The following is a 14,890-nucleotide window of genomic DNA, read 5'->3' on the forward strand; positions in this document are numbered from 1 at the left end:
GCCGTCGACCGCGCCCGCACCCGCTTCGGTCCGCAGGCCGCCCGTCCCGCCGCCGCGTCGGCCGCCCCCGCGCCGGCCGCGGGACGCCAGGCTCACGGTCAGCCGTACAGACGGTCGGCGTATCGCGGGCCGTAGTGGGTCTCGATGGCTTCGAGCGGGAGGTCCGGGGCCTCCAGGGTCTTGCATATTCGGGCCCGGGTGGGGAGGGCTTCGGGATGCCAGGTCTCCGTGCGCCACAGACCGGACCGCAGGAACGCCTTGGAGCAGTGGTGGAAGACCTCTTCTATCTCCACGAGCAGTGCGAGCGCCGGACGGTGGCCCTTGACGACCAGCTCGTCGAAGAAGGGGGCGTCGCGCAGCAGCCGGGCCCGTCCGTTGATGCGCAGGGTGTCGCCGCGGCCGGGCAGGACGTACGCCAGGCCCACGTGCGGGTTGGCCAGGACGTTGAGGAAGCCGTCCACGCGCTTGTTGCCCGGGCGGTCGGGGATGACGATCGTGGTGTCGTCCAGCACGTGCGTGAAGCCCGCGGGGTCGCCCTTGGGCGAGACGTCGCAACGGCCCTCGGCGTCGGCCGTGGCGAGCAGGCAGAACGGGGAGTTGGCCAGCCACTGCCGGTCCAGCTCGTGCAGCGCGGGACGGGTCTTGTGGGCGGCGCGGGCGTTCGGCTCGCCGACCAGCTCGCGCAGCTCCGCCTCGGACGTGACCTCCACCAGGCCCTCCAAGGGCCCGCCCGCCGCTGCCGTCCGCGTCCTGTCCGCCGGCTTCGCGGCGGCCGCTCCCGGCTGATCGGCCGTCGGCCCCGTCGTCTCCGCTGATGCTGTGTTCATTGCCGTAATCCCCCTGTCACGGCGGGCCCGCGCGGCTCGCGGGCGCCATGGCAACGACTCTACGCCGGGCCGCCGACAGCGGCGGGGGCCTGTGGATAACTCGTTCGTCCGGCGAGAATCGGGTGTCACTTTCTCCACCGCTGCCGCCGTGGCGGTGGCGCCCGGGCCGGACGCCGCCGCCGTCACCGCCTCGCCGGGAGCCGGCGCGGGCCGCCCGTCAGCCGCCGTTCCGTGCGGCCTTGCGGCGGGCGACGGCGAAGAGCAGCGAGGCGCCCAGCGCGAGAACGGCCGCGCCGCCGACGGCGAGCGGAGCGGTCGAGCCGTCGCCGCCGGTCTCGGCGAGTTGCGTGGTCACCGCCTTGCCCGACGAGCCGTCGGGGCGCACGCCGTCCGCGGTCGGGTGCTTGTGCTCGCCGCCGGTGCTCTTGTCCCCGCTGGTGCCTTCGTCCCCGCTCGTGCCCTGATCCCCGCCCGTGCCCTCGTTCCCTTGGTGCATGTGCGTGTGGTCCATGGACGACTTGTCCGCGCCGGCAGCGAGTTGGCGCTCGGTCGGTGCGGTGGCCGCGGGGGCGGGCGCGGCCGCGGAGTGCGGCTCCGTGCCGGTACCGGCTGCCGTGCCCGCGCTGCCGCCGTCCTTGCCGAAGACCACGTCCGAGCAGGTGTAGAAGGCTTCCGGGCTGTCCGAGCGCTGCCAGATGCTGTAGATCAGGTGGCGGCCGGAGCGGGCCGGCACCTTGCCCTCGAAGACGTAGTCGCCGCCGGTCAGGGTGGGGTCGGTGACCTTCGCGAACGGCTTCGCTTCCAGGTCCGACCACTTCAGCGGCTTGCGCGGGTCGTAGCCTTCCTTGGTGAGGTACAGCTCGAACGTGCCCTTGTGCGGCGCGGTGGCCTTGTACCGGAACGTGTGGGCGCCCGCCGTCATCGGGCCGGCCGGCCAGTCGTCCCGGGCCAGGTCCAGGCCCTTGTACTCCTCGCTGTTCGCGCTGCAGAGCTTGCCGTCCGGTATGCGCGTCCTGGACTGGCCGCCCGCCGCGCCGTCCCGTACGCCGTTCCAGTCGTACAGGGCCTGCACGCCGCCGGCCGCGACCATCGCCTTGCAGGCCGCGGAGTCCGGTGATTCCGGGCCCTCGGCGTAGCACGCGGAGATCCGGCTCACCGGGTCCGTCATCGAGCCGTGCGCGGCCGCCGGGCCCGCGGCGAACACGGTGAGGGCGAGCGGGGCGAGGGCGGCGAGGGTGAGTGTTGTGGCCTTGCGACGAGCGGTCATTGTGGGGGTCTCCTTCGTGGCATGACGTCCGGCGGGCAGCACGCTAGCTGCGCCGACCAGCGAATTCGCCGTCCGAAGCGACACCTTGGCGATCTTTATGGGTGGCTTAAGGAACCGCTCAGCGGTGATTAATTCCCGGGGAGGCGACCCACCGGTAGCGCCGCTCGGGGCGGCCGGTGCCGCCGTACCGGAGCGAGACCTCGGCCTGCCCGGTGCCCGTGAAGTACTCGAGGTAGCGGCGCGCGCTCACCCGGGACAGCGCGCCCGCCGCCGCGCACTCCGATGCCGAGAGGCCGTCCTCGTGCTGTCGCAGGGTGCGTTCGACCAGATCCGCCGTATGGGCGGCGAGACCTTTGGGCAGACCTCTGGAGGCGCGCGGGCGGGTGCCGAAGATCTGGTCCACGTCCTCCTGGCTGGCCTCGCCGAGCCGGTCCAGGCGGGTGCGCAACGCGGCCACGTGCCGCAGCTGCTCCTGAAGGGAGGACCGGTCGAACGGCTTGATGAGGTAGTGCAGCGCACCGGCCCGCAACGCGTCCCGTATGACGTGCGCGTCGCGTGCCGCGGTCACGAAGAGCGCGTCGGCGTGCGTCCCGCCCTCCAGGGCCCGCAGCCGGCGCAGCACGCTGATGCCGTCCATGTCCGGCAGGTAGATGTCCAGCAGGAGGAGGTCGGGGCGGAGCCGTTCGGCCGCGCGCAGCGCCTCGGCCCCCGTATGTGCCACGCCGGCCACCGAGAAGCCCTCGGTGGCGTTCACGTAGTGGCTGTGCAGCTTGGCGACCATGAAGTCGTCGTCGACGACCAGCACCTTGGTCATCGAACGATCCCTTCCGCGACCACAACGTTCACAACGACCCTTAATACCGGAAGCGAGACGCGGAGTTAACCCCCGGGCAACATGTGGCCCTCACCACGATCTCCGCCCCCCACAGAGCCACGAAGCCACACGCAAGAGAAGGGTGGTGTCATCTGTGCGTGCGCGCACACCCCTCGCCCTCCTGGGGGCGGTTCTGATCGTCCTCCTCGGCCCGCCCCTGCTGACATCGGGCAGCGGGGCCGACACCGGGACCCGGATTCCGGGCCTGCAGTTCATGGTGCCCAACACGCCGGGCGGTGGATACGACATCACGGCCCGTACGGCGGCGAAGAGCATCGAGGACGCCGGGCTCAACCACAATGTCGAGGTCTTCAACCTCCCCGGGGCGGGCGGCACGGTCGGCCTCAGCCGCATCGTCAACGAGCACGGCAACGGCAAGCTCGCGATGTCCATGGGGCTCGGCGTCGTCGGCGCCGTCCACACCAACCACTCGCCCTCCGGGCTCGGCGACACCACGCCCATCGCGCGGCTCACGGAAGAGCCGGACATCGTGGTCGTCGCCAAGGACTCCAAGTACAAGACGTTCGACCAGCTGCTCGCCGACTGGAAGAAGAACCCCCGCAAGATGCCGGTCGGCGGCGGCTCCTCGGCCGGCGGGCCCGACCACCTGGCGCCGATGCTGATGGCGAAGGCCGCCGGGATCACCCCCAAGTCCGTCAACTACGTGCCGTTCGACGGCGGCGGTGAGCTGCTCGCCTCCGTACTGGGCGGCAAGGTCGCCTTCGGGGTCTCCGGCGTCGGCGAGTACCTCGACCAGATCAAGTCCGGGGAGCTGCGGCTGCTGGCCGTCACCGGCCCCGAGCGGGTCAAGGGCCTGGACGCGCCCACCCTCAAGGAGGCCGGCGTCAACACCGAGTTCACCAACTGGCGCGGCATCGTGGCGCCCCCGGGGCTCACGGACGTCGAACGGCAGAAGCTGACCACCCTCTTCACCGAACTGCACGGAACCAAGCAGTGGAAGGACGCGCTCAAGCGCAACGGGTGGAGCGACGCCTTCATGACCGGCGACAGGTTCGGCCGCTTCCTGGCCGCACAGGACCGGCGCGTCGACACCGTACTGAAGGAGCTGGGGCTGTGAGCACCGGTACCGAACCCGCGGCGCCGACCGGCAGCGGCCTGCGCGCACGCCTGCGCGGCCGCTCCGAACTGGGCGTCTGCCTCATCCTCCTGGTCCTCGGCGTCCTCGTGCTCACCGACGCGGTCACGATGGACGCCGACATCACCCAGCGCGGCCCCATCGGGCCCACCACCGTGCCGATCGTGGTCGGCGTGCTCCTCCTGGTCGTCGCCGTACTCCTCGCCGTCGACGTCCTGCGGGGCGGCCGCGGCGAGGCCGAGGGCGGCGAGGACATCGACCTCACCGAGCCCGGCGACTGGCGCACCGTCGCCCTGCTCGCCGGCGTCTTCCTCGCCAACGCCGTCCTCATCAAACCGCTCGGCTTCCCGATCTCCGGCGCGCTGCTCTTCTGGGGCTCCGCGTACGCACTCGGCAGCCGCAACCTCACCCGCGACCCGCTCATCGCGGCCGTCCTGTCCCTGCTGACCTACGTCGTGTTCAACAATCTGCTGGGCGTGCCGCTGCCCGGCGGCCCGCTCATGGGGGTGCTGTAGACGATGGACTCCCTGTCCTCACTCATCGACGGCTTCGGTACGGCGCTCACCCCGATCAACCTGCTGTGGGCCGCCATCGGGGTGCTGCTCGGCACCGCCATCGGAGTACTGCCGGGCATCGGCCCCGCCATGGCCGTGGCCCTCCTCCTCCCCGTCACCTACGGGCTGGAGCCGACCGGCGCGTTCATCATGTTCGCCGGGATCTACTACGGGGGCATGTTCGGCGGCTCCACCACCTCCATCCTGCTCAACACCCCCGGGGAGAGCGCGGCGGTGGTCGCCGCCATCGAAGGCAACCCGATGGCGCGCGCCGGGCGCGGCGCCCAGGCCCTGGCGGCCGCCGCCTGCGGGCACTTCGCGGGCGGCATGATCGGCACGATCCTGCTGGTCGTGCTCGCGCCCACGGTCGCCTCGCTCGCCGTGGACATCGGCGCACCCGACTACTTCGCCATCATGGTGCTCGCCTTCATCGCCGTGACGTCCGTGCTCGGCAGCTCCCGGATACGCGGCTTCGCCTCGCTGCTCATCGGCCTGACCCTCGGGCTCGTCGGCCTGGACCAGATGACCGGGCAGCAGCGGCTCACCTTCGGGACGCTCGAACTCGCCGACGGCATCGACGTCGTCATCGTGGCGGTCGGACTGTTCGCCATCGGGGAAGCGCTGTGGGTGGCGGCCCATCTGCGGCGCACATCGGGTGAGTCGATCCCGGTGGGCCGCCCCTGGCTGGGCAAGGCGGAGCTGCGGCGCACGTGGAAGCCGTGGCTGCGCGGGCCGCTCATCGGCTTCCCGTTCGGCGCGATCCCGGCCGGCGGCGCCGAGATCCCCACCTTCCTCTCGTACGTCACCGAGAAGCGGCTCTCCAAGCACCGCGACGAATTCGGCCGCGGCGCCATCGAGGGCGTCGCCGGGCCCGAGTCGGCGTCCTCGGCGTCGGCGGCCGGCACGCTCGTGTCGATGCTGACCCTCGGCCTGCCGACGACCGCCGTCGCCGCGGTCATGCTGGCGGCCTTCCAGCAGTACGGCATCCAGCCCGGGCCGCTGCTCTTCGAGCGCGAACCGGAGCTCGTCTGGGGCCTGATCGCCTCGCTGTTCGTCGGCATGGTGCTGCTGCTCGTCCTCAACCTGCCGCTGGCGCCCGTCTGGGCGAAGCTGCTGCGGATCCCGCGCCCGTACCTGTACGCCGGGATCCTCTTCTTCGCCGCGGTCGGCGCGTACGCGGTCGGCGGCGAGCCGCTGGACCTGGTCATTCTGCTGATCATCGGGCTGATCGGACTGGGCATGCGGCGGTACGGCCTGCCGGTACTGCCCGCCGTCATCGGCGTCATCCTGGGCCCGGCCGCCGAACAGCAGCTGCGGCGGGCACTGCAGATCAGCGACGGCAGCGTCGCCGGCCTGGTCAACACGCCCTTCTCGATCACCGTCTACGCCGTGATCGTGGTGCTGCTGGGCTGGCCGTGGATCAAGCGGGCGCTGCCGCGCGGGCGTTCCGCGCGCGCTGCGGACTGATAAGCCCTCAATCGGCTGTCGTCGCAGGTCAGCGCCGATTGTCAGTGGGGCCTGTCACTATCTGTGCATGGCTACCGACACGCCGGTCACCGACGCCGGTTACTGGGAATCCGCCGCCGAGCGGTTCGACGACGAGCCCGATCACGGGCTGCGCGATCCGGCGGTACGAAGCGCATGGGCGGACCGGCTGCGGGACTGGCTGCCGGCCGGGCCGTCCGACGTCCTCGACCTCGGCTGCGGCACGGGCAGCTTGGCCCTGCTCGCCGCCGAGCAGGGCCACCGCGTCACGGGGGTCGACCGCTCGCCGCGGATGGTGGAGGCGGCCCGCGCCAAGTTCGCGGCGGCGCGGCTCGGGGACCGGGCCCCGGCCGCGCGGCTGCTGGTCGGGGACGCCGCCGAACCACCGGCGGGGGAGCGGCAGTTCGATGTGGTCCTGGTCCGGCACGTGCTGTGGGCGCTGCCCGATCCGGAGGCGGCGCTGCGCCGGTGGGTGGGGCTGCTGCGGCCCGGGGGCCGGCTGGTGCTGATCGAGGGCCGGTGGGGCGAGGCCGACCCGGTCGGCATCACGGCCGCCGAGCTGGAACGGCTGACCGCTCCGCTGGCCCGCCGCACGCACCTGGAGAGACTCGCGGGTGATCCCGCGCTGTGGGGCAGGGAGGTGCGGGACGAGCGGTACGCGCTCGTGGTCCACCCCGCGCCGCCGGCCCGCCATACGGAGGTGATCGATGTCCATCTGATCCTGCGCCGCGGCGACGAGGTACTGCTCGCCCGGCGCGCGAACACCGGATACGCCGACGGGCTGTTGCACGCACCGAGCGGGCACGCCGAGGACGGCGAGGACGTCCAGGAGGCGATGATCCGGGAAGCGGCCGAGGAGACCGGGCTGCGGCTGACCGCGTCGGACCTGCGGGTCGCGCTGGTCATGCAGCACCGCGCGCCGGACGGGCGGCCGCGGATCGGCTGGTTCTTCGAGGCGGCGTACGGCGCGGGCGGCGAGCCCGTCAACCGCGAGCCGGAGAAGTGCTCCCAGCTCGACTGGTTCCCGCTGGACGCGCTGCCGGACGACATGGTCGCGTACTGCAGAGCGGGCCTGGACGCGTACCGCGCGGGCCGGCGCTTCGTCCTGCACTGGCACCGGCCCGGCGACTCCATCGCCTACGACCCGGCGGGCCCGGGCCGCGCGGTGGCGCTGCCGCCGAGCACGGCCGGCCGCACGGCGGAAACGGCGGGACGAGGGTGAGGAGGACGACGGCGAGGAGGGGCGGACGAGGGTGAGGCGGACGACGGCGAGGAGGGGCGGACGAGGGTGAGGCGAATGATGGCGAGGAGGGGGTGGGGGCGTGCCTCGGTAGTGGGCGTGAGGTGTGGGGGATTGGGCGTGGTGGGCGGGGTGCGGGGGCGGGTGCGGAGCACAATGGGTGGGACAAAGGTTCTGTAGCCTCGCCTCTACGTCTCGGAGTGTCACCGTGGTCCTGCATCCTCTGCAGCTCGTCGTCGATCCGGAAGCGGCGGACGCGCCGTACGAGCAGGTCCGCACCCAGATCGCCGAGCAGGCCCGGAGCGGACGGCTGCCGGCCGGGTTCCGGCTGCCGACGGTGCGCGGGCTGGCGGGGGAGCTGGGGCTGGCGGCGAACACCGTGGCCAAGGCGTACCGGGCGCTGGAGGGTGACGGGGTGATCGAGACCCGGGGCCGTAACGGTACGTTCGTCGCGGCCGCGGGGGACGCGGGCGCTCAGCAGGCCGCGGAGGCCGCCCTGGCCTTCGCCCAGCGGGCGCAGCGGCTCGGCCTCGACCACCAGGCCGCGCTGACCGCCGCGGTGACGGCCCTGCGCGCCACGTACGGCGAGGACGGGTGACCATCCACCGGTAGAGGGCGGGTGACCACCCACCAGCAGAGGGCGGGTGACCATCCGCCAGCGGCGAGAGCCCCGCAGGCCCGCAGCCCCGCAGCCCCGCCGGATGCGCCGGAGGGTGTTCCGTTGCCCGAGCCACGCATAAGGTAGCTCTGCTAACTCATCGTTCAGTAAGAACCGGAGGTGGGCGCGCCATGGCCAGCAAGAAGGCGCTCGTTCGTCGGCCGAGTCCGCGGCTCGCGGAAGGGCTGGTCACGCACATCGACCGGCGGCCGGCGGACGCCGGGCTCGCGCTGCGGCAGTGGGAGACGTACGTCGGGACGATGCAGGCGCACGGCTGGGAGACCATCGAGGTGCCGCCCGCCGACGACTGCCCGGACGGCGCCTTCGTCGAGGACACCATGGTCGTGTTCCGCAACGCCGCGCTGATCTCGCGGCCCGGCGCGGACGAGCGGAAGCCGGAGACCACGGCGGCCGCGGCGACCGTCGAGGCGCTCGGCTGCTTCGTGGGCCGGGTCCGTGAGCCGGGGACGCTGGACGGCGGGGACGTGCTGAAAATCGGCGACACGGTGTACGTGGGCCGCGGCGGGCGCACCAACGGTGACGGAGTGCGCCAAATTCGAGCTGCTTTCGAGCCATTGGGGGCGCGGGTCGTCGCCGTACCGGTCAGCAAGGTACTGCACCTGAAGTCGGCCGTTACCGCACTTCCCGACGGCACCGTCATCGGATATCCGCCGCTCGTCGACGCCGAGGCGCGTGCGCTCTTCCCGCGCTTCCTGGCCGTACCGGAGGAGAGCGGCTCCCACGTCGTGCTGCTGGGCGAGGGAAAACTGCTGATGGCGGCCAGTGCGCCGAAGAGTGCCGAGCTGTTCGCGGATCTCGGGTACACGCCGGTGCTCGTCGACATCGGTGAGTTCGAGAAGCTGGAGGGGTGTGTGACGTGTCTGTCCGTACGCCTGCGGGAGCTGCCCGCATGACCGCCATATCGTGACGGCATGAGCAACCTCGATCTCAAGCCCGCGGCCAGTCTCTGCGGGGGCGGAGGCCGGACCGGACCGGTCCGTGACGTCCAGCCAGGCAAGCAGGTTCCGCTGGGGGAGTCCACGCTGGTCCGCAGACTGCTGCCGAACCTCGGCCGCAGGATGGTGGGCGCGTGGTGCTTCGTGGACCACTACGGTCCGGACGACATCGCCGGGGAGCCCGGGATGCAGGTGCCGCCGCATCCGCACATGGGGCTGCAGACGGTCAGCTGGCTGCGCGAGGGCGAGGTGCTGCACCGCGACAGCCTCGGCTCCCTGCAGCTCGTACGACCGCGGGAGCTGGGCCTGATGACCTCGGGCCGGGCGATCGCGCACTCGGAGGAGTCGCCGCGCGACCACACCCGGGTGCTGCACGGCGCGCAGCTGTGGGTCGCGCTGCCGAACGAGCACCGGGGGAAGGCGCCGTCGTTCGAGCACCACGCCGAACTGCCGGTGATCACCGGGGGTGGCGGGGTGAGCGCGACCGTGATCCTCGGGGAGCTGGCGGGCGCGCGGTCGCCCGGCACGATCTACTCGCCGCTGGTCGGCGCGGACATCACGATCGGCGCGGGGGCGCACGTACGGCTGCCGCTGGAGAGCGACTTCGAGTACGCCGTGCTGTCGATCGAGGGCGAGACCGAGGTGGACGGCGTACGGCTCGGACCCGGCTCGCTGCTGTACCTCGGGTGCGGGCGGAGCGAGCTGCCGGTGCGCGCGGACGTCCACAGCAGCCTGATGCTGCTGGGCGGGCTGCCGTTCGAGGAACAGATCGTCATGTGGTGGAACTTCGTCGCGCGCAGCGGTGAGGAGGTGGCGGCGGCGCGGGAGGCGTGGATGGCGGGGGAGCGCTTCGGGACGGTGCACGGTTACGACGGGCCGCCGCTGCCCGCTCCGGCGCTGCCACGGGTGCCGCTCAAGCCGCGGGGGCGCCGGCGGTGAGGCGGCCGGCCCGCACCGACGCGCGTTCGGGCCGCACTGCCGAAGGCACGAGCCACACCGCCACCGGCACGGGCCCCGCCTCCGAAGGCACGAGCCACACCGCCACCGGCACGGGCCGCACCGCCGAAGACGCGACCCGCACGGCCTGCCCCCTCGCAGGCACCGGCCCGCGTCAGCGCTTCACAGGTACAGACCCGCGTCGGCGCCCGTGTCCTGGGAGGGGACGGCGGCGGGGCGGGTGCCGCGGCGGAGTGCGTACAGTTCGGCGAGGCTCGCGCCGTCGCGGCCGATGCCCTCGTCCGAGCCCAGCCAGCCGACCGCTTCCGCGCGCGTGAGCGGGCCGACCTCGATACGGGCCAGACAGCGGCCGGGCCGGACCACCGCCGGGTGCAGCCGCTCCAGGTCCTCGTTGGTCGTCACGCCCACGAGGACGTTGCGTCCCTGGCCCAGCAGGCCGTCCGTGAGGTTCAGCAGCCGGGAGAGCGCCTGCCCTGCGGTGTGCCGGGCCTCGCCGCGGATCAGCTCGTCGCAGTCCTCCAGGAGCAGCAGCCGCCACCGCCCCCGGCCCGTCACGTCGTCCTCGCCGATGGCGATGTCCATCAGATAGCCGACGTCGTTGAAGAGCCGCTCCGGGTCCAGCACGCAGTCGACCTGGCACCAGTCGCGCCAGGAACGGGCGAGCGTGCGCAGCGCGGACGTCTTGCCCGTGCCCGGCGGGCCGTGCAGGAGCAGCAGCCGGCCGGCGATCTCCTCGGGGGTGACCTTCATCAGGCCGTCCAGCGCGTCGGCGACCGGAGCCGTGTAGTTCGGACGGATGTCCTCCCAGGTGCCGGCGGAGATCTGCCGGGTGGTGCGGTACGGGCCGCGGCGCGGGGAGTAGTACCAGAAGCCCATGGTGACGTTGGCGGGCTGCGGCTCCGGCTCGTCCTCGGCGCCGTCCGCCGACTGGCCCAGCACCTTCTGGGCCAGCTCGTCGCTGACCGCCGTGACCGTGATGTCGGCGCCGCGGTTCCAGCGCGAGACGAGCAGCGTCCAGCCCTCGCCCTCCGCGAGGGTCGCGCTGCGGTCGTCGTCGCGGGCGCAGCGCAGCACTTCGGCGCCGGGCGGCAGCAGCGTCAGGCCCGCCTTGACGCGCTCCACGGAGCGGCTGCGGGCGTACGGCTGCCGTCCATTGGCGAACCGCCCCAGGAAGAGGGCGTCCACCACATCGGACGGGGAGTCGCTGTCGTCCATCGTCAGACGGATCGGCAGCGACTCCTCGGCGGCGGCCGGCGGAAGGTGATCGGCACACATGCTGGCCATGATCCGGCATGACCCGCGTGCCGTACACGGAATTTCGGGATTACCCGGGCCGGACCGGAGACGGACGCGGGCTTGACCGGCACTTGACAGGCGGGGTGGTAGTTCTGTCCACAGCGCAACCGTTACGCGGTGCGGGCGCTCAACAGCCGGGAATCTGACTAGGCTTGCCCGTTGTGGGACGTCATGGGGGGTTACGGGTGGCAATACCGGGGCGCACGCGGTGGGTGATCGCCGCGCTTCTCGGCACGGGGGTGGCAGTTCTGGCGTTACTCCTGGTCATGTGCGGGTTTCCGCCGGGGGGACAGGACGGCAGGGGCACGAACAACGGAGTGTTCGGCAGCGCGAACCCGATGGATCAGCTGGGCTGGGGGTTCACGCACACCGAGTTCAGCGCCGACCGCGGCGAGCACACCGCCAAGGTGCAGGCCGACCGGCTGCTCACCGGCGACCCGATGCCGCAGAACCAACACATCATGGGCTGGGGCGCGCGCAATCCGGAACCGAGCCCCGGGAAGTACAACTTCCGCGACCTGGACCGGCGGCTGGCGCTGATCCGGAGCACCGGCGGCACACCCGTCCTGACCCTGTGCTGTTCGCCGGACTGGATGAAGGGCGGCAAGGCAGGGAAAACGGACTGGGGCGAGCTGGAGAAGGCGCCGAGCCCGGACCACTACGAGGACTTCGCGAAGCTGGCGGGGAAGATAGCGAAACGCTATCCGGAGGTCCGGCACTTCATCGTCTGGAACGAATTCAAGGGATTCTTCGACGACGACAAGAACCGCTGGGACTACGAGGGTTACACGAAGTTGTACAACCTCGTGTACAAGGAGCTGAAGAAGGTCGACCCGGGAATCCAGGTCGGCGGGCCGTACGTCGTGATGGACAGCTACCGCCCCGGTGAGGACTCCTACGCGTCCGATCTCGCGGGGCCCTGGGGCTCGGTCGACCAGCGGGTTCTGGACGCGGTCTCGTACTGGAACGAGCACAAGGACGGCGCCGACTTCCTGGCCGTCGACGGGTCCAGTTACACCAAGGACGATGTGTACGCGCCGGACGAATTCGGGGCGACGGAGAAATTCGGCGACGTGACGCGGTGGCTGCGCGAGGAGACCGGGCTGCCGGTGTGGTGGTCGGAGTGGTACGTCGAGGTCGCCGACGAGAACGACGACCGGAACGGCTGGAGCGAGCCGCACCGTACCGCCGTCCAGGCCACCGCGATGATGGAGATGGCGCGGGCCGGCGTCGCCACCGCGCTGTACTGGAATCCGCAGAACGAGGGCAAGGACTGCCCCGGATGCCTGTGGCGGAGCACGCAACTGGACGATGGCGGCGGCGAATTGCCGATGATGAAACTGCTCGGGAAATTCGGGAAGGAATTCCCGCCGGGGACCACGTTCCGGTCCGTTTCCGTCGCGCCGGACGACCGGCCGAACGTACGGGTGCTCGCCGACGACGACACGGTGCTGGTGATCAACACCCTCGACCGGACCATCCAGGCCAAGATCGACGGCCGGACCTTCGACATGCCGGCCTACGGGCTGCGCTGGCTGAAGCGCTGAACCCCTGAACCGCTGAAGAACGGCTGCGCCCCGCCCCGTACCAGTACGGGGCGGGGCGCAGCCACGACAGCGAGCACGCCTCCTACGACAGCGTCACGAACCGCTGCACGAGGGCGGCCAGGAAGACCACCAGGAGCGGCAGCGAGAACCAGAACGAGCCCTGGACCCAGCGCTGCTTGCCGACGCCCGGCGGGAGCGCCACCCGCACGATCTCGCGGGTGCCCAGCAGCACGATCAGCGCCACCACCGCCAGGCCGCCCGCCACCGACCACGGCGTCCAGGTGACCTTCGGGCCCGCCGGACCGGGGGCGGGCTGCGGTACCGGGCCCGCCGCCGGGGCCTTCAGCTCGTACAGCACGGCGTCGTCGTTGACGACCACCCGCCGCAGCTCGGGGCGGCGGTCCAGGTTCGCGCGCAGCCGCCGCTCCCAGCTGTCCGGGTAGCCGCCGTCCAGCCGCAGCGCCTCGGACTGGCCGCGGTTGACGATCAGGTACGACTGCGGTCCCGCGTCCTTCAGCGCCTTGACGATCGGGCCGACGAGCACCGGGTCGCGCGGCGCGAGGGTCGGCTCGTACTGGACGCGCTCCATGTCCTTGGCCCCCCACGGCATGTCCGGGGTGACGTTGTCGACCGGGTCGTCGGTCATCCACAGCAGCCGTACGGTCGGCTCGTCGTGGGCGTACACGTAGTCCATCGCCGCGACCTCGCCGGGCCGGGTCCGCTCGAACGGCTCGTTGCCCCAGCGGGCCACGAGGAAGCCGAAGACCAGCACCAGGCCCGCCAGCAGGGCCGCGAGCGGCCCGAGGCCGCGGCGGCCGACTGTGGGGCGGCCGGTGGCGGAGGGATCGGCGGTGAGGGGAGTGGCGGCGGGGCGCGGGAAGAGCGCGAGCGCGGCGAGCACGCACGCGCCGGGCAGCGCGAACATGAAGACGCGCAGCGCCATCTCGCCACCGTAGGACTGCATGCCGAAGGCGAGGAACGGCACGAAGGCGAGCACCGGCAGGGAGCGCTCGGCGAAGCCCGCCAGGCGCCGCCGCAGCACGCCCCAGCAGGCCAGCGCGAGCACCGAACCGGCCAGCAGAACCCGGGTGTACAGGACGAGCTTGTGGGTGCTGCTGCCGCCCGCGATACGGCCCGACACCGAGGAGGTGACATTGGAGCCGAGGCCGCCGATGCCGCCGAACAGCTCGTCGAAGTGGCCCGACCAGTAGGGCTCGGCGAGGAAGCCGATCCAGAAGACGACCAGCACGCCGAGCAACAGAGGCAGGCCGCGCAGCGTCGAACGGCGCACGAACACCAGGAAGACGAGCACGCCGAGCATCACGAAGGGCGTGAGCTGGTGGCCTGCCACGGAGACCGCGAACAGCGCGATCAGCACACCGAGCAGGACCGCGCGCTGTCTGCGGCCCGCCGGGCGCACCTCGGCCTCACCGGGGAGCAGCTTGCCGCGCAGCACCCGGGGGTCGCGGAACCACACCATGAGGACCGCGACGAACACGAGGTAGAGCAGGTACGTGAAGCCCTGCGGCGAGAAGTAGTCCTGGCCGACCCAGCCGCACAGCGCGAACAGCCACGCCGCGCTCCACTTCGCGCGCCAGTCCGCCCGTACGGAGCGCAGCAGCAGGAACACCGGGGGGAGGTAGAGAAGTTGGATGGTCAGCGGCCACCAGCGGAGCAGCGCGTCGAAGTCGGTGACGCCGCAGGCCTCGGCGAGGAACTGCGCCCCGGCGAAGAAGCCCGGCCAGCTCCAGCGCGCGTCCAGGTCCGGTACGGCGGTGCCGGTGCGGCCGATGTAGTCCAGGAAGCCCAGGTGCTGCCAGGCGGTGGCGAAGCGCGGCTCGGCCTCCAGGACGGCGGGCAGCGCGTGCAGCGCCACGACCGTGAGCAGCAGCGTCGCCGCCAGCAGGACCCGGCGCGGCCGGGAGAGCCACAGCCCCGCGGCGAACGCCACGGCGAGCAGGGCGGCGCCGATCAGCGTGGCGACGGGCAGGACGGAGATCAGGCCGAGCCCGCCCATCCGGTCCAGGTCGGCGTCGCCCATCCCGCGCAACGGCAGCCAGAAGAGCGCGAGCGCGACGCCGAGCAGGGCCCAGACGCCGAGGTCGGGCCGGGCGGCGAGGCGGGCGGCCACGC

At 72.1% G+C, this 14,890-nt stretch carries 13 protein-coding genes; 8 read left to right on the plus strand and 5 right to left on the minus strand.

The features are described from left to right. Positions 1 to 98: 98 nt before the first annotated feature. The 3 genes from ABT381_RS31440 to ABT381_RS31450 form a co-directional block, all read right to left on the minus strand. On the minus strand, positions 99 to 710 hold the full coding sequence (locus ABT381_RS31440) for a pyridoxamine 5'-phosphate oxidase family protein (protein WP_351600219.1): 612 nt from the start codon (positions 708 to 710) through the stop codon (positions 99 to 101). Positions 711 to 1,044: 334 nt separating this feature from the next. Continuing rightward, positions 1,045 to 2,094, minus strand: a complete 1,050-nt coding sequence (locus ABT381_RS31445; RefSeq protein ID WP_351600197.1) for a lytic polysaccharide monooxygenase — start codon at positions 2,092 to 2,094, stop codon at positions 1,045 to 1,047. 118 nt (positions 2,095 to 2,212) lie between these two features. Next, positions 2,213 to 2,908, minus strand: coding sequence for a response regulator (locus tag ABT381_RS31450; protein WP_351600199.1), 696 nt, complete (start codon positions 2,906 to 2,908; stop codon positions 2,213 to 2,215). A 154-nt stretch (positions 2,909 to 3,062) separates the two neighbouring features. On the opposite strand from ABT381_RS31450, the gene ABT381_RS31455 reads away from it, so the two are divergent. The 7 genes from ABT381_RS31455 (at position 3,063) to ABT381_RS31485 (ending at position 9,896) form a co-directional block, all read left to right on the plus strand. After that, positions 3,063 to 4,046, plus strand: a complete 984-nt coding sequence (locus ABT381_RS31455; RefSeq protein WP_351600221.1) for a Bug family tripartite tricarboxylate transporter substrate binding protein — start codon at positions 3,063 to 3,065, stop codon at positions 4,044 to 4,046. Then, on the plus strand, positions 4,043 to 4,579 hold the full coding sequence (locus tag ABT381_RS31460; RefSeq protein ID WP_351600201.1) for a tripartite tricarboxylate transporter TctB family protein: 537 nt from the start codon (positions 4,043 to 4,045) through the stop codon (positions 4,577 to 4,579). The genes ABT381_RS31455 and ABT381_RS31460 overlap by 4 nt, the downstream gene beginning before the upstream one ends. A 3-nt stretch (positions 4,580 to 4,582) precedes the next feature. Continuing rightward, positions 4,583 to 6,085, plus strand: a complete 1,503-nt coding sequence (locus ABT381_RS31465; RefSeq protein WP_351600203.1) for a tripartite tricarboxylate transporter permease — start codon at positions 4,583 to 4,585, stop codon at positions 6,083 to 6,085. A gap of 67 nt (positions 6,086 to 6,152) precedes the next feature. Continuing rightward, positions 6,153 to 7,325: a methyltransferase domain-containing protein gene (locus ABT381_RS31470; protein WP_351600205.1), complete on the plus strand. Its 1,173-nt coding sequence runs from the start codon at positions 6,153 to 6,155 to the stop codon at positions 7,323 to 7,325. A 226-nt stretch (positions 7,326 to 7,551) separates the two neighbouring features. Beyond that, a complete protein-coding gene (locus ABT381_RS31475) occupies positions 7,552 to 7,941 on the plus strand; it encodes a GntR family transcriptional regulator (protein WP_351600207.1) in 390 nt (129 codons plus the stop codon). Positions 7,942 to 8,132: 191 nt separating this feature from the next. Beyond that, complete coding sequence (ddaH, locus tag ABT381_RS31480; protein ID WP_351600209.1) at positions 8,133 to 8,915, plus strand: dimethylargininase; 783 nt, start codon at positions 8,133 to 8,135, stop codon at positions 8,913 to 8,915. Between the two features lie 18 nt (positions 8,916 to 8,933). Next, on the plus strand, positions 8,934 to 9,896 hold the full coding sequence (locus tag ABT381_RS31485) for a pirin family protein (RefSeq protein WP_351600211.1): 963 nt from the start codon (positions 8,934 to 8,936) through the stop codon (positions 9,894 to 9,896). 180 nt (positions 9,897 to 10,076) lie between these two features. On the opposite strand, the gene ABT381_RS31490 is transcribed toward ABT381_RS31485, so the two are convergent. Beyond that, complete coding sequence (locus tag ABT381_RS31490; protein WP_351600213.1) at positions 10,077 to 11,189, minus strand: DUF5925 domain-containing protein; 1,113 nt, start codon at positions 11,187 to 11,189, stop codon at positions 10,077 to 10,079. A 182-nt stretch (positions 11,190 to 11,371) separates the two neighbouring features. On the opposite strand from ABT381_RS31490, the gene ABT381_RS31495 reads away from it, so the two are divergent. Further along, a complete protein-coding gene (locus ABT381_RS31495; protein ID WP_467754494.1) occupies positions 11,372 to 12,757 on the plus strand; it encodes a GH39 family glycosyl hydrolase in 1,386 nt (461 codons plus the stop codon). A gap of 82 nt (positions 12,758 to 12,839) precedes the next feature. Here ABT381_RS31495 and ABT381_RS31500 read toward each other — a convergent pair. Next, a partial coding sequence (locus ABT381_RS31500; RefSeq protein WP_351600217.1) for a hypothetical protein occupies positions 12,840 to 14,890 on the minus strand: 2,051 nt, incomplete at its 5' end.

It is taken from the genome of Streptomyces sp. NPDC000151 (assembly GCF_040301705.1).
GTDB lineage: Bacteria > Actinomycetota > Actinomycetes > Streptomycetales > Streptomycetaceae > Streptomyces.